Origin of the sequence: Polynucleobacter sp. 30F-ANTBAC, assembly GCF_018882385.1 — a bacterium.
Taxonomy (GTDB): domain Bacteria; phylum Pseudomonadota; class Gammaproteobacteria; order Burkholderiales; family Burkholderiaceae; genus Polynucleobacter.
The window spans coordinates 178,921-201,957 of sequence record NZ_JACVON010000002.1; the positions used below are offsets into that span (position 1 = coordinate 178,921).

Below are 23,037 nucleotides of genomic sequence, written 5' to 3' on the forward strand. Positions count from 1 at the left end.
TTAAGAACCCTATCGGAATTTCATGACGCAACACAATCAACATAGAGCCAATCCTAGCGCGAGCAATCGCCGCTTGGGTTTGGTTTTATTAACAGTGGCTATTGTTTTCTTTATCGGCATCTTTACTAAGAAATTGATGTTTGGTTAAGCATGGCATTTAATATCGCTAGATACAATCGACAAATGTTGCTGAAGCTAGTAGTTATTAGCTCAGCGATGTTTGCGTTTGGCTATGCCTTAATTCCAATGTACCGAGTCTTGTGTGAGGTTACTGGAATCAACGTTGTAACTAGCAAAAATAACTACGGAACACGAGCTGTTCATGCGGTTGACAAAAACACACAGGTTGATGAAAGCCGCTTAATAACTATTGAGTTTGACTCAAATACACAAGGACCATTTCGCTTTCGTTCTGTTAAAAACTCGATGCAAGTGCATCCAGGTGAAATGGTTCAGGTTGTCTATGAAGTTGTAAATACTCAAGGTCGAGCTATTTCAGCGCAAGCTATCCCAAGCTATGCGCCTAAACAGTCTACTCAGCACTTCACCAAATTAGAGTGTTTCTGTTTTGAAGAGCAGACACTTAAGCCAAATGAGTCTCGTGAGATGCCAGTTGTTTTTGTGATTGATCCTGCTTTACCTAAGGATATTAAAAATATAACTTTGTCGTACACCTTCTTTGAAGTGGGCGCTGGTCAGAAGGTTATTACTGGTGAGCATAACAGTAAGCCTTCAAAGATTTAATATGCAAAAGCAAAAGCCCGGTTCTTTCGTTATGTTTCTTATTTCGATGAGAGCTGTTTTATGGGGGTTTTTGGGGGTTCGTAAGCGTTCTGGTCAAGATGCAGATATGGCATCAATTAGTTTTGTTCACATTGTGCTAGCAGGTGTATTTGGCGCAATTATTTTTATGACGATCTTGTTGTTGATTGTCAAAGCAGTTGTATCGAATTGATTTTTTAGGAGAGTGAGAATGTCTTCCAGTGTTTCAAAAGCCCCTTATTACTATGTGCCGGCTCCAACACGTCATCCAATCGTTACTAGCTTAGGTTTGCTAGCATTTGGTTGGGGTGCTTCGTTGTGGGTTAACGGCAGTACGCCAGGCATGATTTTGTGTCTTGCTGGTATTGCATGGACGATTGCCTCTTTATATATCTGGTTCGGTGATGCTATTGGTGAATCAGAGAGCGGTATGAATAGCGTGAACGTAGACGTTTCTTACAGATGGTCTATGGCTTGGTTTATCTTCTCAGAAATCATGTTCTTTGGAGCTTTCTTCTCAGCACTTTTCTATGCAAGAAGTATTGCTATGCCATGGTTAGGTGATATTGATAATAAATTATTATGGCCTGACTTTGCTGCTACTTGGCCTCATGCAGGCCCAAGCGGCTTGGTTGAAAGCTTTAGAACAATGGGCCCATGGCCAATCCCAACAATCAATACGGCATTGTTATTGGCTTCTGGCTTAACAGTGACTTGGGCTCATCACGCTATGCGTGAAGGTCATCGTAAGCAAGTAATTCAAGGTTTGGCTGCTACAGTTGCTTTGGGTGCCATTTTTATGTGCTTCCAGGTATATGAGTACATCCATGCTTATAGCGACTTAAACTTAAAGTTAAGCTCAGGCGTGTATGGCTCAACTTTCTACATGTTGACTGGTTTCCATGGCTTCCACGTTACGATGGGCGCTATCATGCTAGCGGTCGTTTTAGTTCGTGTTATTAAGGGTCACTTCACACCTGAGAATCACTTTGCTTTTGAAGGTGCTGCTTGGTATTGGCACTTTGTAGACGTTGTGTGGCTAGGTTTATATATCGTGGTTTATTGGATGTAAATTCCAAGGACATTAAAAAACGCCGCTGTTGCGGCGTTTTTTAATTGAGGAATAAGTTGGAAGCAGGTTGGTTATGAGGTACTTGTGTCGATTTAACCGGCAACCCTGATGCCAGTGCTCTGGATATAGCCAAGCGAGTGAGCAATCCAAATGCCAATAAATAGGGCAACAGAGAGACCGATCCTGATCATCAGTGAATAAACAGTTTTAGAGCTTTTACCCTTATCTCGCATCATAAAAAAGAGTGCTGAGCCAAGGCTGCCTAAAATTAATAAAAAAGCTATAGGGATAATCCAATTCATAGGTATGCATCGTATCATTGCTTTATGTTTAGACAACTAATTTTATTGAGACCAGCAGCAACAGTTGCCACCTTGATCGTATGTTTGGCCGGTTTGCGCTTAGGTTTCTGGCAGCTTGAGCGAATGGAGCAGAAGCTTGAGCTTGCAGCTGAGGTTGTCAAAAAAGAGAATAGCCAGCCACTGTATGCCAATGATAAGAAATGGACTGTGGAAGAAGCCTTGCATCATCGGATGATTGCTAAGGGAACATATTTGGCGGATAAAACTATTTGGCTAGAAAATAGACCGCATCCCATGGGTAGAGATCCTAAGACTGGTGTAACAGTTGGCTTTTATGTCATGACGCCTTTGATGTTGGCAGGTTCTAAGCAGGTTGTATGGGTCAATCGAGGATGGGTTCCAAGAGATGGTTTAGATCTCACAAAATTACCTCAGTTAATCACTCCAGAGACAGTCATTCAAGTTGAAGGTTTGGTTTTTGAGCATCCAGCCCGCGTTATGAGTATGGGTAATCCTGTTGCTGGAGCAGAAAAAGTAAAAATTCAGCAAAATCTAGATATTAAAAATCAAGAAGCTTATTTAGGGATCTCTCACCTACCTTTTATATTAAGAGAGATATCTGATGCAAATGATGGCATGTCGCGTCAGTGGGCTCCTCTAACAACTGGAGTTGAAAAACATCAAGGTTATGCGTTTCAGTGGTTTTCATTAGCGGCGCTTGCCGTAATATTTTGGTTAATAAGTGGTTTGTTTAGGAAAAAGCTTTGATAGAAAATAAAAATATGGATCCATTAATTCCAGCTGCTGGAGGTAAGAAAATTGATGCTGCGACCAAGAGAGGTCGCATACAGATGATTCTTTTGCTGCTCATTTGTGCATCACCCGTTATTGCATCTTATTTTACTTTTTATGTGATTAAGCCCCAAGGTGGTAAGACCAATATTGGTCAACTCATTACGCCAGTACAAACTTTGCCCGCCAATATTATTGAGCCAAGCCTTCAAGGAAAATGGACTTTATTGCTTGCAAGGCCCGCAGCTAGTTGCCAAAAAGCAGATGACGAGTGCGTTTCATTACTTTATTTAATGAGGCAGGTTCGAATTTCAATGGGTAAAGAGAGCCAAAGGGTTCAGTTGGTCTGGTTAGTGACAGATCAGGCACCTCTTCATCCTGAGATTGAAAAAGCTTACAGTATGGAATCAGCCGGGTTTAGAGTTATCAGAATGCCAAAAGACCCGTTAAAGAGTGAGCAGCTAAATCAATGGATCAATCTGGACAGTGCTGGCTCTGCGATTCAATTGCTAGACCCTTATGCTGACAAAATGATGCGCTTTGATACAAGTAAAGGTGCCCCTGACTTTAAGAAATTTTCGAAAGATTTAGAAAAGCTTTTGAAGTGGAATGTTGTCGGTAAGGTGAACTAATCATGTCTCTTATTGCATGGGTTCAACTCTTTTTGATTGGTATGGCAATTGGCGGTTTATTGCTGCTAGTCTTATGGTGGCGTCATCGATCTTTTACTTTTCATCGATTGGTTTTATTAACTGTATTTTTCACATTTGATTTAATTTTATTTGGTGCTTTCACTCGGTTAACCGACTCTGGTTTAGGGTGTCCTGATTGGCCGGGATGTTATGGTTCATCTAATCCACTTGCCGCCATGGCGCATATTCGTGAAGCAGAAGCTTTAATGCCAACAGGGCCTGTGACTGTCAGTAAAGCTTGGATTGAAATGCTTCATCGTTACTTTGCAATGGGTGTGGGTTTTCTAATTATTATTATGGTTGTTTGGTCTTGGACTAAGCGCCAGCTCATGGGTAATAAAATTGCTATCGTTTCAACAGCTATTTTATTTTTAGTTTGTGTTCAAGGGGCTTTCGGCGCATGGACTGTCACACTTAAGTTGCAGCCGCTGATCGTGTCAATACATTTGATGTTGGGATTAGGTTTATTAGCTTCGCTATCTTATTTATCAAATCTGACTGCAAGACTTGATTGCTCCTTTAACGAGTCTCAGTATTTAACTAAACAAACTCAGCAGGGCAGAAGGTGGGTTTGGTTGGCTTTAACGGTATTAGTTGTGCAGATATTTTTAGGGGCATGGGTGAGTACAAATTATGCTGTTCTAGCCTGTGATGACTTTCCGCTTTGCCATGGCCAGTTAATGCCTGCAATGAACTTTCAAGAGGGCTTTGTTTTTTGGAGAGAGTTAGGTAAGGCAGCAGATGGTGATCACCTCACTATTGAAGCCTTAAGAGCCATTCACTGGACTCATCGAGCAGGTGCCATCGTTGCACTCGCCATTTTATTGTGGGTGGGCTTTAAGAATTTAAAAACAGCCATGATTGTAGGTAGCCCTGCATTAAGACGATGGTCTTTTGCTTTACTGGGTTTGGCTCTTCTACAATTAATAACTGGCATGAGTAATATCATTTTGGATTGGCCATTGATGGCAGCACTTTTGCATACAGGCGGTGCAGCAGGTCTAGTGGTTGTTCTAGTTCGATTATTGACTCTGCGTTACGAGGAGTTCCAGCGTGTCTAAACAAGAGCTTCAAACCATGCCAAGATGGCGCCAGTATTGGGCATTAACCAAGCCACGAGTTACGCAGTTAGCCGTTTTCTGTGCAATTATTGGCATGTTCTTAGCGACACCTGGCATGGTGCCATGGAGGGTTCTGATCGGAGGCTCGATTGGTATTTGGTTGTTGGCAGGAGCAGCATTTGCGGTCAATTGTTTGGTTGAGCAAAAAGTGGATGCCAAGATGCGCAGAACAGCTTGGCGTCCTTCCGCAACTGGCGAACTGACTGATTTGCAAATTATCATTTTTGCGCTTGTTATTGGTTCCCTGGGAATGGCATTGCTCTGGTTTTTTGCAAACCCTTTAACCATGTGGGCAACTGCTGCGACATTCATTGGTTATGCGATTATTTACACGCTTTTGTTAAAGCCTGCGACGCCTCAAAATATTGTTATTGGTGGGTTGTCCGGAGCAATGCCCCCTGCTTTAGGATGGGCAGCGGTATCCAATAGTTTTCCAGCGGAAGCTTGGTTGCTGGTTCTAATTATTTTTACTTGGACGCCACCGCACTTTTGGGCTTTAGCGCTATATCGTCGAGAAGACTATAAGCAGTCAGGTTTGCCTATGTTGCCGGTGACCCATGGTGAACGCTTTACGTTGTTGCATATCCTTTTGTACACGCTGATTCTAATAGCTGCAACGATTCTGCCATTTATTTATCAAATGAGTGGTTACTTTTATTTAGTTAGCGCCTTGATTTTAGGATTTATGTTCTTAGCCTATGCCATAGCTTTATATAAAAATTACAGTGATGAGTTAGCTAAGAAAACTTTTAGATTCTCTATCATTTATTTGTCGCTATTATTTGCGGCCTTATTAATTGACCATTATTTATAAATATGAAATCACTATCTTTTTCAAGAGTTGCTAAAACACTGGCTACTTTATGTTTGGCAACTATTCTTGCTGCATGTTCTGATGGTGCGATTAAATTCAATAATGTGGACATTACTGGTAGTAAAGCATTTGGCACAGATTTCAAATTAGTTGATCATCATGGCCAACAAAGGCAGCTGTCTGACTTTAAGGGTAAGTTGTTGGTGATGTTCTTTGGCTATACGCAATGCCCAGATGTCTGCCCAACAACCATGACTGAAATGCAGGGTGTTATGAGCTTGCTTGGCGAAGATGCTAGTCGTGTACAAGTAGTTTTTGTGACTGTTGATCCGGAACGAGATACTCAAGAATTGTTATCTCAATATGTCCCATCATTTGACTCAAGATTCCTTGGTATGAGACCAGCTAGTGCCGCAGACTTAGAGAAAGTAACGAAAGACTTTAAAGTTTTTTATAGCAAAGTTCCAGGAAAGTCTGCAACTAGCTACACGATTGATCACACGGCAGGTAGCTATGTTTTTGATACCAAAGGAACGTTGCGCTTATTCTTGAAGCACCAACAGGGCCCTAAGCCTATTGCTGAAGACTTGGCTAAATTATTGAAGTAATGTGGGGCGCTTGGGCTTTAGCCCAAGTTGTTGGATGGATTAATTAGTAAGAGCTAATTTCATCTTTTTAAGTGCAGCAGCTTCAATTTGTCGAATGCGTTCTGCAGACACATTCAGCTCAGCGGCTAACTCGTGCAAGGTGCTTGCGCCAGATCCATCATCTGAAACATTTAACCAGCGTGCCGAAATAATTTTTCTGCTTCGCTCATCAAGGGTCGCAAGTGCTCTTTCAATGCCGGGGCCTTGAAGTTCATCTTGTGCTTCTTTGGCTAATACTTGCGATGGCTCGTATCGATCATCGGATAGCCAGTTAATGGGTGCGAAACTATCCTCATCAGAGGTGTCGTGAGCCTCAATGGCCATGTCGCCACCAGCAAGACGCTTTTCCATTTCCCGAACATCTTCTTGGCGAACATCTAAGGCCGTAGCAAGATGTTTAATTTCATTTGGAGATAGAGCATTTAAGCTTGGCTTGTTACTTCTCAAATTAAAGAAAAGCTTTCTGTGGGCTTTAGTTGTAGCAATCTTTACCATTCTCCAATTTTTGAGAATGTATTCATGAATCTCAGCTTTAATCCAGTGAATGGAATAAGTTACTAAACGTGTGCCTTGCTCAGGATCGTAACGTTTCACAGCCTTCATCAGGCCAATATTGCCTTCTTGAATCAAATCAGCATGAGGCAAGCCATAGCCTAGATATTGGCGTGCTATTGAAACAACCAATCTCAAGTGAGACATCACCAAAGTTTTGGCGGCATCTAAATTTTCAAGATCTCGAAATTCGCGGGCAAGACGTACCTCTTCCGCTGCGCTCAGCATTGGAAGTCGATTAACACTAGAAATATAGGCATCTAGGCTGCCCACATTTAACTGTGTTGGAATCATGGCATTTATGTTTGTCATAGATATATATTAGCACTCATCCGTTTAGAGTGCTAATCCCATTATAAACCCATGATTTATATGGTTTTAAATTTTTATGGAATCAATGATTTGGCGAAATCAGCTGCGTTAAAAGGCTTTAAATCAGATAGCTGTTCGCCAAGGCCTATAGCTAGAACGCTAGGTGTGTTTTCAGGAATTTCCTCAGCAATAGCGCATAGGATGCCACCTTTTGCTGTGCCATCAAGCTTGGTCACAATAATGGCAGATAAGCCCAAGGCTTCATGAAAGGCTTTGACTTGAGAGAGTCCGTTTTGACCCGTGTTACCATCAATTACAAGCACAGTTTCATGTGGAGCATCTGGTTGGGCTTTGGTGATGACTCGTTTCACCTTTTTAAGCTCATCCATGAGGTGGGCTTGGGTGGAAAGTCTGCCAGCTGTATCGATGATCACGACATCCATTTGGCGTGAAAGCCCAGCTTGAACTGCATCATGAGCCACAGCGCCCGCATCACCACTTTCTTGGGTGATAACAGCCACTTGGTTCTTCTCGCCCCAGGCCATTAACTGTTCACGAGCTGCCGCACGAAAGGTATCTCCGGCCCCAAGAAGAACTTGTTTGCCTTGACCTTGAAAAAGGTGGCATATTTTGCCAATACTCGTTGTTTTGCCTGCGCCGTTAACCCCCACAATCAACCACACAGCAGGAACAGTTGTTTTATGTAAAACTGTAGAGAGTGGGTTGGATGGTCGTTCAAGCTTAGAAAGAAGATCTTCAACCAGTTTTGCAAGAATGACTTTCAGGTCTTCAACCGATTCAGTTTTTTGCTTTTTAGCCTCAATCCTTAATTCTTTGATTAGCTTTTGCGTGGCATTCATACCAACATCCCCCAAAAGAAGAGCTTCTTCTAGGGATTCATACCATTCTTCATCAACTTTTTGCCAAGAGAATAAGCTTGATAGGGTTTTACGTAATCCGAACATGACCGATACAATTAAATAATTATGAACATATTAACAACCCTGACGACCCGACTCCCATTTTTTTTAGTGGCAGCGATGGTTGCTATTAGCTTTCCAGTCTTTGCGCAAAAACAAAAACAGCAGGACACTCATGAGTATCAACTCAAAAATGGTCTGAAAATCATCGTTAAAGAGGATCATCGAGCACCAACAATTGCCCACATGGTTTGGTATAGAGCTGGTTCAATCGATGAGGTTAACGGCAAGACCGGCGTTGCACATGTGTTGGAGCACATGATGTTTAAAGGCACTAAAAATCTCAAGCCTGGTGAATTTTCTAAAAAGGTAGCTGAAGTGGGTGGAAGAGATAACGCGTTCACAAGCAAAGATTTCACTGCATATTTTCAACAAATAGAAAAAAGTCATTTATCTAAGATGATGGCTCTTGAAGCAGATCGAATGGCTAATCTTCGAATTTCACCAGAAGAGTTTGCAAAAGAAATCCAAGTGGTAATGGAGGAGCGTCGATTAAGAACGGATGATAACTCTCATGCTGTTGTATATGAGCAATTAATGGCAGCCGCTTACGCTAATTCACCCTATAGAAATCCCATTATTGGCTGGATGGATGATTTAAAAAATCTAAGCTACCAAGATGCGCTTGATTGGTACCAAGCCTGGTATGCACCAAACAATGCTGTTTTGATTGTGGTTGGAGATGTGGTGCCTAGCGAGGTTTTGGCATTAGCTCAAAAATATTATGGCAATATTGCAGCAAAAAAAATTCCAGAGCGTAAGCCTCAAATTGAAATTCCACAAATTGGATTCAAAAAGATTAACGTCAAGGTTCCAGCAGAAAATTCAGATATCCATATGGCTTGGAAGGCTCCTAAACTAGGCTCTCAAGACCTTGATTATGTCGAGCCATATGCCCTCAGCGTCTTGTCAGCCATATTGGATGGCCACTCTAATTCCAGATTAAATAGAAGTTTGGTAAGAGATCAGAGAATGGCTAATAGCGTTAGCTCCTCCTATGACTTAAAGGGTCGGGGTCCTCAGTTATTCTCAATCAGCGCTTCTCCCACTAAAAATACAAATCTTGATGTTCTTGAAAAAAATATCAGAAAAATTATTCTTGAAATTAAAAACAAAGGGGTGACTGAGTTAGAGCTAAATAGGGTTAAGTCCCAACTATTGTCATCACAGATTTATAAGAGAGACTCTATATTTGCTCAGGCCATGGAAATTGGTATGTCTGAGATGGAGGGCATTTCTTGGAGGCATTTGGATAAGGTCATTGAGAATATTCAAAAAGTTCAATCAAAAGATATTCAAGCTGTTATTGAAAAGTATTTGGTTGATGATCAGTTAACGATCGTAGTGTTAGATCCTCAGCCCTTGAGTGCTCAAAAAAAGAGCCAAGCAACTGTTTCTGGGATGAGGCATTGATATGAAAAAATATATATATCTGGTCCTTTGTGCCTTATTGCCTATTTCAGCTTTCGCGGGCATTCCTATTCAGCACTGGACCCACTCAAATGGCGCTCAAGTTTATTTGGTTGAAGCTAAAACAATTCCGATGCTGGATGTTCAAGTTGATTGGTTTGCGGGAGCGGTTGGAGATCCTGATAAGAAATTAGGATTAGCTTCTATGACTGCCACTCTAATTGATAAGGGTTCTAAAGTGAATGGGCGCCTTGTTTCAGAGGCGGATATTTCTGATCAATTAGCAAGTTTAGGCGCAAGTTTAAGTTTTAGTGCGGGTGCCGAAAAAGCTAGTATGCGTTTGAGGACTTTGAGTGATGTGCAGCGTCGTGACGCATTGGTCAAGTTGGCATCTGAAATATTAAAAGCCCCTTTGTTTGATCAAAATATTTTAATGAGAGAAAAGTCTCGAGCCATTGCTGCTATTAAAGAGTCAAACTTAAAGCCAGAATTTATCTTAAGCAAAGAATTTGACCGTCAAATATATGGAGGTCATCCATTTGGAAAAGAGGCAACAGTAGAGACGGTACAGTCTATTGCGGCAGCTGACATCCAGGAGTTCTACAAATCTAGATATGCGGTGCAAGATGCAAAAATAACCATTGTTGGCGACATTGGTCGTGAAGATGCTGACCAATTAATTGATCGCCTGATGTCAAGCTTGCCTAAAAAAGCCAAGGTGCTAACTCAGGCACCGGAGGTGAAATTGTTTGAAAAAAAATCTCCAGATCAAAACGTTATAAAAATTCCTCATGCTGCGCAACAGGCCCACATATCAATTGGGATGCCTACTATTACTAGAAAGGATCCTGATTACTTCCCTATGTTGTTAGGTAATTATGTTTTAGGTGGTGGTGGGTTTGTTTCTAGGTTGATGAAAGAGGTTCGCGAGAAAAGAGGCTTGGCATACAGTGTCTATAGTTACATTGCTCCAGGTCGACAAGTGGGCCCCTTTGTTGCCGGCATGCAAACGAAGAAAGATCAAGCGGAGCTGGCCGTTGATGTTATGAAAAAAACAATTGCTGATTTTATTGATGCTGGACCAACTGAGTCTGAAATAGAGGCAGCTAAAAACAACTTAATTAATGGCTTTCCATTGCGCATTGATAGTAATAGAAAGATTTTGGACAACGTTGCTAGCATTGCATGGAACGATCTTCCTCTGGATACCTTGGAAACTTGGACTACCCAAATGCGCGCCGTTACTCGAGAGCAGGTGATTGCTGCGTATAAAAAGAACTTGGATATTGATAAGTTGGTCACGGTTGTTGTCGGGGCACCATGAGTCTAGGTAAGGTAAGAATTATTGGTGGTGAGTGGCGGGGTCGATACATTCAAGTGGCCGACCTTCCCGGTTTAAGGCCAACAGCAGATAGAACCCGAGAGACTTTATTTAATTGTTTGGGACAACGTTTAGATGGCCTTGCTTGTCTTGATATGTTTGCTGGAACGGGAGCTTTAGGGTTTGAAGCTATTTCTCGCGGGGCTAAATCAGTGCAAATGTTGGAGCTATCTCCCAAAGCTATAGAAACACTTAAAAAAAACAAAGATCATCTTGGGCGGGCTGATGGACTGGGTTCAATTGAGATCCTGAAAGTCGATGCAACTAGTTATGCCGCAGGCTTATTAGAAGATGTATTCGATATTACGTTTATTGACCCTCCTTTTGCTGATGAAAGTTTATTTTTTAAAGCTCTAAAGTTAGCGGTCAGAATCACCAAAAGAAATCAAGGGGCATTTATTTATATAGAGCACCCTAAATCAATTAATCCTGAAGAAATTCTAAAAGAAAGCCCTGAATTTGGTCATTTATGGAGTGTTCAGCGCACCATTCGCTCAGGAATGGCAATTGGAAGCCTATTAGCTCCTAAACCGTTATAAACTAGCTGTGTGGCGCTTAAATCTATAAAAATTAGTAAAGCTAAAAAGTCGGAGAGAATTATGGTTGTAGCTGTTTATCCAGGAACATTTGATCCATTTACGCGTGGTCATGAAGACCTCGTGCGAAGAGCCTCTTCAATTTTTGACGAGGTGGTTATTGGCGTTGCTGATAGCAAGAACAAAAATCCGATTTTCAATTTAGAAGAGCGGATTGAAATTGCAAAAGAAGTGCTAGGTCATTATGGCAATGTTCGCGTAGAAGGTTTTAGCGGACTATTGAAGGACTTCGTTAGAAAAAATAATGCGAGAGTGATTGTTCGAGGGTTGCGAGCAGTTTCTGATTTTGAATATGAGTTTCAAATGGCAGGTATGAACAGGTATTTGCTGCCCGATGTAGAAACTCTATTTTTAACACCATCGGATCAATATCAATTTATCTCTGGAACTTTTGTTCGAGAGATTGCTTTGTTAGGTGGTGATGTGAGTAAATTTGTTTTCCCATCTGTTGAAAAATGGTTGTCCAAGAAGATTTAAAGAGTTTAGGAATTTAGTCATGGCGTTGATGATTACAGATGAGTGCATCAATTGTGATGTTTGTGAACCAGAATGCCCCAATGATGCGATCCATATGGGGGCTGAGATCTACATCATTAATCATGACTTATGTACCGAATGCGTAGGGCACTATGATGTTCCTCAGTGCCGCCAGGTCTGCCCGGTAGATTGCATTCCATTGCACCCCGACCATATTGAGACCAAAGATCAACTAAAAGAAAAATATAAAAAGCTAACCGGTAAGGTAGCTGTCGATTAAGTATTGCTGTGCAGTTCCATGGTTGCCGTAGCGATATCGCCAGCAGCTATTTTAGGAATCTGTTTAATAAAAACAGATAGGGCTCTATCAATATCAATTTGTTCTTCGAGTCTTGGTTTTTTCAAAACATAATCAGCGACATCCAGGTTTTTCCTCCCCTCTTCGCTGTCTCGTGGGTGACCAATGCCTAAGCGAAGTCTCCAGTAATCATTGGTACCCAAATGCGCACTGATGTCTTTTAAGCCGTTATGGCCGCCTAGCCCCCCTGCGTATTTCAGCCGAGCTACACCGGCCTTCAAATCTAATTCATCATGAACAACCAAGATCGACTTAGAGTCAATTTTATGAAATTTACAAAGTGCCCCAACAGCTTGCCCACTACGATTCATGAATGTATTGGGTTTCAGTAGGTAGATATCATCGGAGCCCAATTTAATTTTGGCTAATGCACCATGAAATTTTGAATCTTCTTGCCATTGGCCTTGGAATAGTCGAGCTAACTCATCAACAAGCCAGAAGCCGGCATTGTGACGATCTTTCTCGTGCTTTGATCCGGGGTTACCCAACCCAACAATTAATTTAAACATAGTGCTACTTTAGACTAAATTTGATTCGAAAAAAAACCCGCGCATGCGCGGGTTTTTGTAAGCGCTAAGGAATTACTTCTTTTCCTCTTTAGCAGCTGGTGCTGCTGCAGGAGCTGCAGCTGGTGCTGCTGTTTCCACTTCAGCTTTAGCAGAAGGAACACGAGCATTAGCAACAACTGGGTTTTCTTGTTCAAGGTGAGATACAAGTGCAACACCTTTTGGTAAAGGAATATCTTTAACGTGAACAGAGTGACCCACTTCAATCTTACCCAAATCAACTTGAATGAATTCTGGCAAGTCTGCAGGGAGACAGCTAACTTCAATTTCAGTTGCAATATGGCTGATCAATGCGCCACCTAACTTAACAGCAGGTGCAATTTCAGCATTTACAAAGTGCAAAGGCACTTTAACGTGAATTTTTTGTTTAGCATCAACGCGTTGGAAGTCGATGTGAAGAACCAACGGCTTGAATGGATGCATTTGATAATCACGAAGCAGAGCCTTTTGACTCTTGCCAGCAATTTCAATATCCAAAATTGATGAGTGGAATGCTTCTTTACGCAAAGCGTGAAAAAGAGCATTGTGATCTAACTCAATAGCTTGAGGGGCTTCTGTACCACCATAAATAACACCAGGCGTTTTGCCAGTGATGCGCAGGCGGCGGCTCGCACCAGTTCCCTGTACGCTACGTTCGTAAGCGACAACTTTCATATGAACTCCAATATAAATAAATTAAAAGCTTTCCTAATCGCGACCAACTAGGAAAGCCTTCTATTTTAGCTTAAAAGCTTGAAAAACAATAAAAAATCAAGAATCAGCGAATAAGGACATCACTGAATCGCCCGTGCTAATGCGAGAAAGTGTCTCAGCAAGTAGGGGGGCTGTTGATAAGACTCTGATTTTGCTAAGTTTTTTAGCTTCTTCATTAAGGGGGATGGTATCGGTGACCACGACCTCATCAAGAGCTGATTCAGCGATACGACCCACAGCACCACCTGATAAAACAGGGTGGGTACAGTAAGCAACAACACTTTTGGCGCCGCGCTCCTTGAGTACTTGAGCAGCCTTGCAAAGAGTGCCGCCTGTATCAATCATGTCATCCATAATCACACAGTGACGACCATCGACTTCACCAATAACGTGCATCACTTCAGAAACGTTAGCTTTAGGACGGCGCTTATCAATAATAGCCAAGTCACAGCCTAGTTGTTTGGCTAGGGCTCTTGCTCGAACAACGCCACCAACGTCTGGTGAAACAACGAGTAAATCAGGACCTTTTTTAGACTGAAGGTCTGTCAAAAGGATAGGGGAAGCGTAAATATTATCCACGGGGATATCAAAGAACCCCTGGATCTGGTCTGCGTGAAGATCCATGGTTAAAACACGGTCTACACCTGCAACTTGCTGCAGCATGTTAGCCACTAGCCTGGCTGATATAGCTACTCGAGCTGAGCGAGGTCTTCTGTCTTGGCGTGCATATCCAAAGTAAGGGATCACTGCGGTAATTCTTCCGGCAGAGGCTCGTTTAAGAGCGTCTACCATAATCATGAGCTCCATTAAGTTATCGTTAGCTGGAGCACATGTGGACTGCAGAACAACAACGTGTTTTCCACGGACGTTTTCTTGGATTTCTACTTGGATTTCTCCATCGGAGAAGCGACCCACCTCAGCTTTGCCTAGTGGCAATTTAAGATGATCTGCTACAGCCTTGGCTAGTGCAGGATTGGCGTTACCAGTAAAAACCATCATGGTTTCAGGATGCATGGAGCCTCGTGTCATATTTGATATTTTTTGGATGAGTATTTGGATTATGCGACATCTAAGTGTTGGCAGGGGAAGAAGGATTCGAACCTTCGCATGCCGGAATCAAAATCCGGTGCCTTAACCAACTTGGCGACTCCCCTCTCGCATCTACTCCTATGAACTGGGTTCGTATGACGGGTGCTGATGAAGCCCCTGTGTAACAAATCCTAGCCACTGATGAGGCAGCTGTTTTGACAGTTGAATGGCTAGATCAGGGTCAACTATAGCAAATACGCTGCTACCTGATCCTGACATCCTTGGGCTCGATAAAGGAGCCTTTTGGCGTAACCACTCAATTGCATCTGCAACTGCCTGATACTTTTGAACCACTACCTTTTCACAATCATTACAGCCAAACTGTTCTTGAATAGGTGATTCAATAAAGTCTGAGATTGTAACGGTTGGGTGATTTCTCGTCAAATCCGGTGATTTAAAGACATCTACAGTCGGGATATGGGTTTGAGGGTAAATAACAAATACCGTTTTTTCAGAGAGTTCTAAGGGTTGTAAAACCTCCCCAACCCCTTCAGCAAAGGCGTTTTTACCTAATAGAAAGAAGGGTATATCGGCACCAAGCTGCAAACCCAAAGTCATCAATTCCTGCCGGCTAAAGCCGGTTTCCCAAAGCTCATTTAAGCCCCACAAGACGCTGGCAGCATCCGAAGACCCACCTCCAAGACCGGCACCCATTGGGATTTTTTTCTTTAATTCAATCGTGCACCCAAAGTTAGTTTGAGTCTTACTTTGAAGGAGTTTTGCAGCTCGAATGACTAAATCTTGCTCTGCAGGAATATTTTGAGCGCCACTGAGCCTGGTGATCTGACCATCCTCGGTTTTATGAAGGGTCACTTCATCTGATAAGTCAATTAACTGAAATACAGTCTGGAGCAAGTGGTAGCCATCCGACCTCTGACCGGTGACGTGCAGAAATAGGTTAATTTTTGCTGGAGCAAGAAGCTGCATTGTTGCCATCATGGTTTAGTTATCAACAGGCTCAAAAATAAGTTTGATGACAATTGGTCCATTTGCTGTTTGACGCTCCAAGTCCAATTTTTCAAGTTGATTTTTCTCGTTCCAAGAAAAGTCCATGAACCAACCATCTTGAATCATTTTTATGGTTCGATGAAGCTTATCTCGCTCAATTCTCGCTGAAGACCCGACTCGAGCTTGACCATTTAGCCAGTAGGATAGACCTCTTGCTGGAAGAGGTAGGCCCAAATAATTTTGAAGTAATGCATCTGCATCATGAGCTTCAAATACTTTGGCACCATCTTCTAGTTTGGCGCCAGAAGCAGTAATGGTAATTTTTGCTAGTGAGCCACCCAACGGATTTCTAATATCAAGAATATCTGTTTGACCATCATGCGATAAGCTGAAGCCACCACTACCACCATCATTCGATTTTTGACCCGTGATCTTGACTCCAAACCGGCCATCCCATAGCTGTTGGGTACCGTTCAAAGGGGCTTTGGGAACGCGATCAGGCCACAGGCGCTCAAGAGTTTCTTTAAGGGTTTTATTGTTGGCATCAATTGATTCTGCTTTACGCCAAACAATGTCTGCGGCTTCTTTGTTAGAGGATACCCATAAAACTTCTCCAAGATGCGCCCCAATTTCAGACTCTGTTTGTATGTCGAATGCCTTTTGAAGTTGTTGTACAGCAAGCTCTTTTTTTCCTAATTTATAGTTGACCCAAGCAACACTATCTAAAATCATCATATCGTCAGGAGCAAGCTTCTGAGCTTTTTCTAGCAATACGGCGGCTTCGTTTAATTTAATGCCTCTGTCTGCATAGGAGTAACCGAGTGCATTGAGTGCGCTTTTATTATTTGGGTTTTTTTTGATCAGACGCTTGAGAGTTTCCTCCATCTCATTAAATTGTTTTGCTTTTTCTGCGGCAAGTGAGAAGAAGTAAAGAATTTCGTCATCGTTAATTTGAGTGATGCTGCTACGCGTGATTTGATAAAAAGCAATCAAGCCTGCATCCTCATCTTGAGATCTGGCAACCAAAGGGCGCCAGGAGTTCATCAACTTTTCTTTTTCACTTAAAGTTTTAAGGTTCTTTAGTTGAGCTTGGGCAGGGGCAACGCTTTCAGACCAGCGTTGGTTGATCATGAGTAAGGTACTAAAAATGCTTTTTGCTTCTTTAGGATCAAGTTCGTCCCATAGACGTGCCGCATCCAAAGCTAAGCTTGGAGAGTTTGCTGCGATAGCTATCTCCATGGCTCTTTGAGCAAGCCGAGCATCACGGTTATTCCTGGCCATTCCAATATAGGTTTGGTAGGCAATGCCAGCTTCTCCCCGTTGCAGGCCGATTTCTGACGCTAGTACCTGGAACATTTGCTCGGCAGTTAAGCTCTCGGAGCTATTGCCATTGGCTGCTAAGCCATGAGTGCTTATGGCTAAAAGAGCGGCACCCACCCAAAATTTCAATTTATTTGTCATAAGCACATTCTAATCTCACAGCCTACAATTACGATATGCCAGAATTGCCCGAAGTCGAAGTTACCAAACAAGGAATAGAGCCCTTTATTCAAGGGAAAGCTATTACTGGCGTCCGGATTCATGATGGGCGTTTAAGGTGGCCTGTACCTAAAAATCTTGAAGAAATCTTATTGGGTCAAAAAGTGGCTCAAATTAAGCGGCGGGGGAAGTACTTGCTTTTTAGGATGGACGAGGGGCATTTGATCATTCACCTTGGTATGACCGGTGTTTTGCGTTTATTAAAGCCAAATGATGAGTTGAAAAAGCATGATCGCGTGGAGATTTTGTTTGGAAAACAAGTTTTGCGATTACATGATCCCAGGAAGTTTGGGGCAGTGCTCTGGGCCAGTGATGAAAGTGGTGAAATTGAAAAACATCCTCTGATTGCTAAATTGGGTGTTGAACCATTCTCAGAAGAGTTTAATGAGGAGTGCGCTGGTCAGCACTTATTTAGGCATGCTAAAGGGCGTCAGATAGCTATTAAGCAATGGCTGTTGGCTGGTCAAGCAGTTGTTGGCGTTGGGAATATCTATTGTTCTGAGAGTTTATTTTCAGCTGGAATTCATCCTGAAATGCCAGCTGGAAAGTTAACTTTGCCAAGAGCTAAAAAGCTTGCGATAGCAATTAAGGAAACACTCAGTAAAGCGATTAAAGCTGGTGGCAGTAGCCTAAAAGATTTTGTTGACAGTCACGGTGATCCAGGACACTTTATGTTGCAAACCAAAGTTTATGATCGTGCCACTTTGCCGTGTCGAGTTTGTAAAAATCCGATTAAACAAATTGTGCAAGGACAACGATCAACTTATTTCTGTTCGACGTGTCAAAAGAAATAATGAATTTCATTAACGTAGAGCGCTTCACTCCGAAATTAATCGCTTGGCAAAAAAAGCAGGGTCGACATCATTTGCCTTGGCAGCTTAATCGAACCGCTTATCGCGTTTGGTTATCCGAGGTGATGTTGCAGCAAACGCAAGTGACGACAGTTATTGAGCGCTATCAAGCTTTCCTTGAGCGTTTTCCAACCGTTGATGATTTGGCTTCTGCCAGCGTTGATGATGTATTGGCTGAATGGAGTGGGATGGGCTATTACACTCGCGCAAGGAATCTGCACAAGTGCGCTCAGGTTGTTATGAATCAGTTTGATGGCATATTTCCAAGTGATCCAGAGCAATTGGAGTCCTTGCCAGGAATTGGTCGATCAACTGCTGCAGCCATTGCTGTTTTTGCCTATGGAAAATCGGCTGCCATTTTGGATGGTAACGTTAAACGCGTACTGGCAAGAGTCTGGGGTGTACAAGACGACTTAAGTAAGAGTGCTGCTGTCAAGGAGTTGTGGGCGCATGCTGAAACTCTTTTGCCCGATTCATCTGAGGATTTAATAACGTACACCCAAGGTTTGATGGATTTTGGTGCAACTTGTTGTACGCAATCTAATCCAGCCTGTTCAGTTAAAGGTAGTATGACGTGCCCATTTTTAAATGCATGTCAGGCCAAGAAATTAAACATCATTCAAAACATACCGCTAAAAATTAGAAAAGTGAAAGTTTCAAAAGTGGATATGAATTGGTGGGTTGTTGTTCGCGATGGCAAAGTACTTTTGGAAAAAAGAGCGCATCAAGGCATATGGGCCGGTCTTTGGAGTTTTCCTGAGGAGCTCAGCTTGCCAGTCGGCTCAGATATCTTAGATGGCAAACCTATTCAACATCTTTTAAGCCATCGAAAGTTAACAATTCAGCCAAAGCTAGTGGCGCTTAAAAAGAAGCTTCCCAAAATGGGGGATCACTTATCCTGGGTTGGTTTTGCTGAGCTTGACAAGTTGGGTCTACCGACGCCTGTCAAATTATTTTTGAAGGATTTGAATCTAGCTCGCGATGGCGCTTGAGAAGGTGAAGTGCCGCATCCCCCGTTGCTTGGGTGCGCTTTAAAAAATAATCAAAAAGACAGTTAGATAAATAGACGGAACGGTGTTGTCCGCCCGTACAACCAATAGCGATTGTTAAATAGCTGCGTCGGTCTGCTTGGTATTTAGGCAGCCAAGTTTCTATAAATCGACGTATATCATCCCCCATTGCTTGAACCTCTGGGTGCTCCCTTAAAAAGTTAGCAACCTCAGGATCATTGCCGGTTAATGCTCTTAGCGTTGGATCGTAATGAGGGTTGGGAAGGCAGCGAACATCAAAAACCAAATCAGCATCTCTTGGTACGCCGTGCTTAAAGCCAAAAGATTCAAAAAGCATTGTGAGGCCAGGGCGCTCATCTTTTAAAAGATCCTGAATCCACGATCTTAGTGTGTGAGCTTTAATATGACTTGTATCAATGTTGTGAGCAGTTTCTGCTAACTCAGATAAAAGTGCTCGATCTTTTTCAATGGCATCAATTAATGCAACTTGAGGCGCCCTGTTGTCATCACTTTTGGATAGAGGATGGCGGCGACGTGTTTCCGAGTAGCGCTGGACAAGTGTTTCTGTGCTGGCATTTAGAAATAAAACACGAACATCATTATCTTTTTTGAGTTGCTCAATGATCTCGGGTAGCTCTTTAATGGAGTGGCCGCGTCTTGCATCTACTGCAATGGCTAATTTTTCGCGACCTTGAGAATCTAGCGATTGAACCAGGTCTTGGATGAAATCAACGGGTAAGTTATCAACACAGTCATAGCCGGCATCTTCAAGCGCGTTGAGAGCAACAGATTTGCCGGAGCCGGAAATACCAGTAATGATAAAAATACGCATCGTTATAACAAGCGACTCTGTGATTTGTTGTTGTCATCAGCATTCATGAGTTTGCGCTGACGTTCCATAAATTCTTTGAGTGTGTCAATGCCGCGCAACTGAAGAATCGTATTGCGAACAGCTGCTTCAACTAAAACCGCTAAGTTTCGACCGGCTGCAACCTGAATTTTTACGCTACGGATTTGTAGGCCGAGTACATCGATTGACTGCCCATCAATTGGCAGACGCTCAAACTCGCCATCGTTTCGACGAACAAGTTGTACGATTAATTTCAGCTTCATGCGACGACGAACAGCTGTTTCGCCAAAAATAGTTCTAATATCCAATAGACCTAAGCCCCGAACTTCCAATAAGTCTCTGAGTATGGGTGGACACCTTCCTTCAATATAGTCAGCACCGAGTCTTGCGAAATCAACGGCATCATCAGCTACCAAACCATGGCCTCGAGAAATCAATTCGAGACCAAGTTCACTTTTCCCGAGTCCGGAGTCACCAGTGATCAGAACACCCATTCCAAGAATATCCATGAAGACGCCGTGCATGGTAACGCGTGGAGCTCCTATTTTTGTGAGATAGGAGCGTAAGTGGTCAATGACTGTGGCAGCAGAGACTGAGCTCTTAAAGAGCGGTGTTGAGGATCTTTGACAGTAAAGAATAATATCTTCGTGTGCCTCGCATCCGTCTGCAATGATAAGGCATGGTGGCTTAAGAGAAATCAGAGTCGCTAGTTGTTTTTTTCGATTATCAACATCTAATTTTTCATAATAAGTCACTTCAGGAACGCCAAATACTTGCATGCGATCTGGGTGAATTAAATTCAAGTGACCAACCAAGTCTGAAGAGGATGAAGCTAACTTGACTGCTTCAAGATCAAAGCTTTTATCAGCCCCTTCTAGGCCAGCAACCCAACTTAGTTTTAATTCTGTTAGATTGGCATCAAATAGGGATTGAGCAGTAACGCCCGCTAAATTGATGGGCTGAGTCATATTATTTATTCCAAGCAGTTAGCAACTGATAAATGGTATCAGGGTCTGTTTCTGTCAGTAATAATTTTTTGGTTTGTTTATCAGAAAGTATCTGAGCAACTTGGGATAGTATTTCTAAGTGTGATTGGGTGGCTTGCTCTGGTACAAGCATGATCACAAGAGTTTGAACTAGCTTGCCATCGGGTGCGTTGAATTCAATACCATTGCTTAATCGAATAAAACTAAGGTGAGCCTCAGGTAAATCTTTGACGCGTCCATGAGGTATGGCAATCCCTTCTCCCAACCCCGTCGACCCAAGAGCTTCTCTTGCCTCTAAGCAAGTTTGAACGACCTTTGCTGAAATGCCATTATTTTTTTCAAACAGCTGGCCTGTAAAGGCAAATAATTCTTTTTGTGTTGAGGCCTCAATATCTAGAACGATATTGTGTGGGGTGATAAGTTCGGCTAAGGCATTCATGTCTGAAATGCATTATATGATTGCCTTGGCCTATTTAATCAAGAGTTTTTAAGAGTTTGATGGTGATGATCCTGTACTTTTTCTTTATGTTTGATCACCTGTCTATCTAGTTTGTCTACAACAAGGTCCATCGCATGGTACATGTCTTCATGATGGGCCTCAGCAAAGAGGTCTTTACCCTTCAAGTGGATGGTGATTTCTGCATGGTTTCGTAAATTCTTCTCTTTTTCATTATTAATTGAAAGAATCGTTGAAATAGTCATGACTTGATCAAAATGATTCTTAATTCGCTGTAATTTATCTTCAAGGTGTGATCGCATGGCTGGGGTAATTTCTACGTGATGACTCGTAATTTTCAAATTCATGCTGTGCTCCCTATTGTTTTCTGCGCAAATGAACGGCAGGGATGCGCAGAGACTCCCTGTATTTAGCAATCGTACGTCTGGCAACCACAAACCCCTTAGTCGATAAAAGATCCACAATGCCTGAGTCGGATAGTGGGTTTTCTGGGTTTTCTTCATCCACTAACTGCTTAATGAGAGCTCTGATGGCCATTGAAGAGACTGAGCCCCCTGAATCAGTTGAAACCTGACTGCCAAAGAAGTATTTGAATTCAAAGCAACCAGCTGGAGTAGCCATAAATTTTTGGGTGGTTACTCTTGAAATAGTGGACTCATGTAATCCCAAAGTATCTGCAATTTCTCGCAAAACTAAAGGACGCATGGCAATTTCACCATGATTGAAGAAATTTTGTTGCCTATCCACGATAGCTTTTGCCACTTTTAAGATGGTTTCACTTCTTTGTAGCACATTTTTTACCAGCCATCTAGCCTCTTGCAATTTTTGTTGGATGCCACCCATATCCTCTTGGCCTTTGCTGTCCCTAATCACCTTAGCGTATTCCTCATGAATGCTAATTTTTGGCATTGCTTCCGGGTTAAGTGAGACTTGCCATTGCCCCTTTTTATGTTTAACGATGACATCGGGGATGAGGGTGATGTCTAAAATTTTTCCAAATTCAGAGGCCGGATTATGTTTAAGGCTTTTAATAAGTGAAACGGCAGCTTGTATCTGGCCATCAGTGAGCTTTAATATTTTTTTTAGTCTTGGCCAATCTTTTGCCCCCACACTTTCCAAGTGCTCTGAACAGATTTTATGGGCATTAATCCAGAGATCATCCTGTTGAGTGAATTCAGCTGAATTTTCAATTTGGAGTTTTAGGCATTCGCTTAAATCTCGCGCGCCTATACCGCTAGGATCAAGATGTTGCAATCGTGATAGGGCTCGTTTGATCTGCTCTGCAGGCAATCCATCCTCAATATCCATGTGAGGCTCATAGGATTCAGCAAGCTCATCTAAGCTACTGGTTAAGTAGCCTTTGGCATCAAGGTTTCCAGCAAGAAGTCCCACCAAGGCTTTTTCTTGAGGGGAGATTCGCATCACTCTTATTTGGCTCAATAGATGGTCTAACAAGCTCTCAGGCGTACTGATATTCGAAAATCGATCATCTGTTTCATCCCAGTCATTCGAACTTTTACTGGAGGATGTTTGTCTATGAGAAAGTTGTTGAATTGGCTCTGTTGGGGCTAATTCCGTAGCAGGCTGATATTCAATGAGAGGATTTTGTTCTGCAGCCTCAATCAGCTCTTGCTCAAGCTCCATAGCCGAAAGCTGTAACAGCTTAATAGATTGCTGTAGTTGAGGGGTAAGTGCTAGGTTTTGGGAAAACCTAAGATTAAGCGAGGCCTTCATGTAACGACCATTTTAGACCGTTAAATCAAGATTGGTATGTTATTTG

At 42.4% G+C, this 23,037-nt stretch carries 29 protein-coding genes and 1 tRNA gene; 16 read left to right on the forward strand and 14 right to left on the reverse strand.

Annotation, left to right across the window (positions count from 1 at the left end; genetic code table 11):
- The first annotated feature begins 22 nt into the window (after positions 1-22).
- Genes ICN28_RS06510 through ICN28_RS06525 form a run of 4 tightly spaced genes read left to right on the forward strand, consistent with a single transcriptional unit; the run spans position 23 to position 1,834 of the window.
- On the forward strand, positions 23-148 hold the full coding sequence (locus ICN28_RS06510) for a cytochrome oxidase small assembly protein (protein ID WP_216287213.1): 126 nt from the start codon (positions 23-25) through the stop codon (positions 146-148).
- Positions 149-150: 2 nt separating this feature from the next.
- Positions 151-744, forward strand: a complete 594-nt coding sequence (locus tag ICN28_RS06515; protein WP_216287214.1) for a cytochrome c oxidase assembly protein — start codon at positions 151-153, stop codon at positions 742-744.
- Position 745: 1 nt separating this feature from the next.
- Positions 746-955, forward strand: a complete 210-nt coding sequence (locus ICN28_RS06520) for a DUF2970 domain-containing protein (RefSeq protein ID WP_216287215.1) — start codon at positions 746-748, stop codon at positions 953-955.
- Between the two features lie 18 nt (positions 956-973).
- Positions 974-1,834: a cytochrome c oxidase subunit 3 gene (locus ICN28_RS06525; protein ID WP_216287216.1), complete on the forward strand. Its 861-nt coding sequence runs from the start codon at positions 974-976 to the stop codon at positions 1,832-1,834.
- 92 nt (positions 1,835-1,926) lie between these two features.
- On the opposite strand, the gene ICN28_RS06530 is transcribed toward ICN28_RS06525, so the two are convergent.
- Entirely contained in the window at positions 1,927-2,136 is a 210-nt protein-coding gene (locus ICN28_RS06530; RefSeq protein ID WP_216287217.1) for a twin transmembrane helix small protein, read from the reverse strand.
- A 24-nt stretch (positions 2,137-2,160) separates the two neighbouring features.
- On the opposite strand from ICN28_RS06530, the gene ICN28_RS06535 reads away from it, so the two are divergent.
- From ICN28_RS06535 to ICN28_RS06555, 5 genes are read left to right on the forward strand one after another with little or no spacing between them, the layout of a single operon-like run.
- Complete coding sequence (locus ICN28_RS06535) at positions 2,161-2,904, forward strand: SURF1 family protein (RefSeq protein ID WP_216287219.1); 744 nt, start codon at positions 2,161-2,163, stop codon at positions 2,902-2,904.
- A gap of 14 nt (positions 2,905-2,918) precedes the next feature.
- Entirely contained in the window at positions 2,919-3,560 is a 642-nt protein-coding gene (locus ICN28_RS06540; protein ID WP_216287221.1) for a hypothetical protein, read from the forward strand.
- Positions 3,561-3,562: 2 nt separating this feature from the next.
- Entirely contained in the window at positions 3,563-4,681 is a 1,119-nt protein-coding gene (locus ICN28_RS06545; RefSeq protein ID WP_216287222.1) for a heme A synthase, read from the forward strand.
- 16 nt (positions 4,682-4,697) lie between these two features.
- Positions 4,698-5,555 carry a heme o synthase gene (cyoE, locus tag ICN28_RS06550; RefSeq protein ID WP_216288173.1) on the forward strand — a complete coding sequence of 286 codons (858 nt, stop codon included), beginning with the start codon at positions 4,698-4,700 and terminating at the stop codon, positions 5,553-5,555.
- A gap of 2 nt (positions 5,556-5,557) precedes the next feature.
- A complete protein-coding gene (locus ICN28_RS06555) occupies positions 5,558-6,163 on the forward strand; it encodes an SCO family protein (RefSeq protein ID WP_216287223.1) in 606 nt (201 codons plus the stop codon).
- 39 nt (positions 6,164-6,202) lie between these two features.
- On the opposite strand, the gene rpoH is transcribed toward ICN28_RS06555, so the two are convergent.
- Together rpoH and ftsY are read right to left on the reverse strand one after the other, a co-directional pair.
- The gene (gene rpoH, locus ICN28_RS06560) at positions 6,203-7,066 is read right to left on the reverse strand and encodes an RNA polymerase sigma factor RpoH (protein WP_216287224.1); all 864 of its coding nucleotides are present in this window, start codon (positions 7,064-7,066) and stop codon (positions 6,203-6,205) included.
- A gap of 74 nt (positions 7,067-7,140) precedes the next feature.
- Positions 7,141-8,031 (reverse strand): signal recognition particle-docking protein FtsY, encoded by an 891-nt coding sequence (ftsY, locus tag ICN28_RS06565; RefSeq protein WP_216287225.1) that lies wholly within the window; start codon positions 8,029-8,031, stop codon positions 7,141-7,143.
- A gap of 21 nt (positions 8,032-8,052) precedes the next feature.
- Here ftsY and ICN28_RS06570 point away from each other — a divergent pair, with 21 nt between their 5' ends.
- The 5 genes from ICN28_RS06570 to ICN28_RS06590 are packed head-to-tail and all read left to right on the forward strand — an operon-like array spanning position 8,053 to position 12,190.
- Positions 8,053-9,459, forward strand: a complete 1,407-nt coding sequence (locus tag ICN28_RS06570; protein ID WP_216287226.1) for a pitrilysin family protein — start codon at positions 8,053-8,055, stop codon at positions 9,457-9,459.
- Position 9,460: 1 nt separating this feature from the next.
- The gene (locus ICN28_RS06575) at positions 9,461-10,780 is read left to right on the forward strand and encodes a pitrilysin family protein (protein WP_216287227.1); all 1,320 of its coding nucleotides are present in this window, start codon (positions 9,461-9,463) and stop codon (positions 10,778-10,780) included.
- The gene (rsmD, locus tag ICN28_RS06580) at positions 10,777-11,376 is read left to right on the forward strand and encodes a 16S rRNA (guanine(966)-N(2))-methyltransferase RsmD (RefSeq protein ID WP_216287229.1); all 600 of its coding nucleotides are present in this window, start codon (positions 10,777-10,779) and stop codon (positions 11,374-11,376) included. The genes ICN28_RS06575 and rsmD overlap by 4 nt, the downstream gene beginning before the upstream one ends.
- Before the next feature lie 60 nt (positions 11,377-11,436).
- Positions 11,437-11,910 (forward strand): pantetheine-phosphate adenylyltransferase, encoded by a 474-nt coding sequence (gene coaD, locus ICN28_RS06585; protein ID WP_216287231.1) that lies wholly within the window; start codon positions 11,437-11,439, stop codon positions 11,908-11,910.
- 19 nt (positions 11,911-11,929) lie between these two features.
- A complete protein-coding gene (locus tag ICN28_RS06590) occupies positions 11,930-12,190 on the forward strand; it encodes a YfhL family 4Fe-4S dicluster ferredoxin (RefSeq protein ID WP_216287233.1) in 261 nt (86 codons plus the stop codon).
- On the opposite strand, the gene pth is transcribed toward ICN28_RS06590, so the two are convergent.
- The 6 genes from pth to ICN28_RS06620 all read right to left on the reverse strand — a co-directional run bounded on the left by pth (position 12,187) and on the right by ICN28_RS06620 (position 17,025).
- The gene (gene pth, locus ICN28_RS06595; protein ID WP_216287235.1) at positions 12,187-12,777 is read right to left on the reverse strand and encodes an aminoacyl-tRNA hydrolase; all 591 of its coding nucleotides are present in this window, start codon (positions 12,775-12,777) and stop codon (positions 12,187-12,189) included. The genes ICN28_RS06590 and pth overlap by 4 nt on opposite strands.
- A 72-nt stretch (positions 12,778-12,849) precedes the next feature.
- A complete protein-coding gene (locus ICN28_RS06600) occupies positions 12,850-13,488 on the reverse strand; it encodes a 50S ribosomal protein L25/general stress protein Ctc (protein ID WP_216287237.1) in 639 nt (212 codons plus the stop codon).
- A 96-nt stretch (positions 13,489-13,584) separates the two neighbouring features.
- Positions 13,585-14,541, reverse strand: coding sequence for a ribose-phosphate pyrophosphokinase (locus tag ICN28_RS06605; RefSeq protein ID WP_216288175.1), 957 nt, complete (start codon positions 14,539-14,541; stop codon positions 13,585-13,587).
- Positions 14,542-14,604: 63 nt separating this feature from the next.
- A tRNA-Gln gene (locus tag ICN28_RS06610) sits at positions 14,605-14,681 on the reverse strand.
- A 13-nt stretch (positions 14,682-14,694) separates the two neighbouring features.
- Positions 14,695-15,555 carry a 4-(cytidine 5'-diphospho)-2-C-methyl-D-erythritol kinase gene (gene ispE / locus ICN28_RS06615; protein WP_216287239.1) on the reverse strand — a complete coding sequence of 287 codons (861 nt, stop codon included), beginning with the start codon at positions 15,553-15,555 and terminating at the stop codon, positions 14,695-14,697.
- Positions 15,556-15,558: 3 nt separating this feature from the next.
- On the reverse strand, positions 15,559-17,025 hold the full coding sequence (locus tag ICN28_RS06620) for an outer membrane lipoprotein LolB (protein ID WP_216287241.1): 1,467 nt from the start codon (positions 17,023-17,025) through the stop codon (positions 15,559-15,561).
- A gap of 35 nt (positions 17,026-17,060) precedes the next feature.
- On the opposite strand from ICN28_RS06620, the gene mutM reads away from it, so the two are divergent.
- The gene (mutM, locus tag ICN28_RS06625; RefSeq protein WP_216287243.1) at positions 17,061-17,897 is read left to right on the forward strand and encodes a bifunctional DNA-formamidopyrimidine glycosylase/DNA-(apurinic or apyrimidinic site) lyase; all 837 of its coding nucleotides are present in this window, start codon (positions 17,061-17,063) and stop codon (positions 17,895-17,897) included.
- Positions 17,897-18,946, forward strand: coding sequence for an A/G-specific adenine glycosylase (mutY, locus tag ICN28_RS06630; protein ID WP_216287245.1), 1,050 nt, complete (start codon positions 17,897-17,899; stop codon positions 18,944-18,946). Before mutM ends, mutY begins: the two co-directional genes overlap by 1 nt.
- Here the strand turns inward: mutY and rapZ are convergent.
- The 5 genes from rapZ to rpoN are packed head-to-tail and all read right to left on the reverse strand — an operon-like array spanning position 18,900 to position 22,991.
- Positions 18,900-19,796: an RNase adapter RapZ gene (rapZ, locus tag ICN28_RS06635; RefSeq protein ID WP_216287247.1), complete on the reverse strand. Its 897-nt coding sequence runs from the start codon at positions 19,794-19,796 to the stop codon at positions 18,900-18,902. The genes mutY and rapZ overlap by 47 nt on opposite strands.
- A 2-nt stretch (positions 19,797-19,798) precedes the next feature.
- The gene (gene hprK / locus ICN28_RS06640) at positions 19,799-20,770 is read right to left on the reverse strand and encodes an HPr(Ser) kinase/phosphatase (protein WP_216288176.1); all 972 of its coding nucleotides are present in this window, start codon (positions 20,768-20,770) and stop codon (positions 19,799-19,801) included.
- Between the two features lie 13 nt (positions 20,771-20,783).
- Positions 20,784-21,239 (reverse strand): PTS sugar transporter subunit IIA, encoded by a 456-nt coding sequence (locus ICN28_RS06645; protein WP_216287249.1) that lies wholly within the window; start codon positions 21,237-21,239, stop codon positions 20,784-20,786.
- 38 nt (positions 21,240-21,277) lie between these two features.
- A complete protein-coding gene (gene hpf / locus ICN28_RS06650) occupies positions 21,278-21,604 on the reverse strand; it encodes a ribosome hibernation-promoting factor, HPF/YfiA family (RefSeq protein ID WP_216287251.1) in 327 nt (108 codons plus the stop codon).
- 10 nt (positions 21,605-21,614) lie between these two features.
- Complete coding sequence (gene rpoN / locus ICN28_RS06655; RefSeq protein WP_216287253.1) at positions 21,615-22,991, reverse strand: RNA polymerase factor sigma-54; 1,377 nt, start codon at positions 22,989-22,991, stop codon at positions 21,615-21,617.
- Positions 22,992-23,037 lie beyond the last annotated feature (46 nt).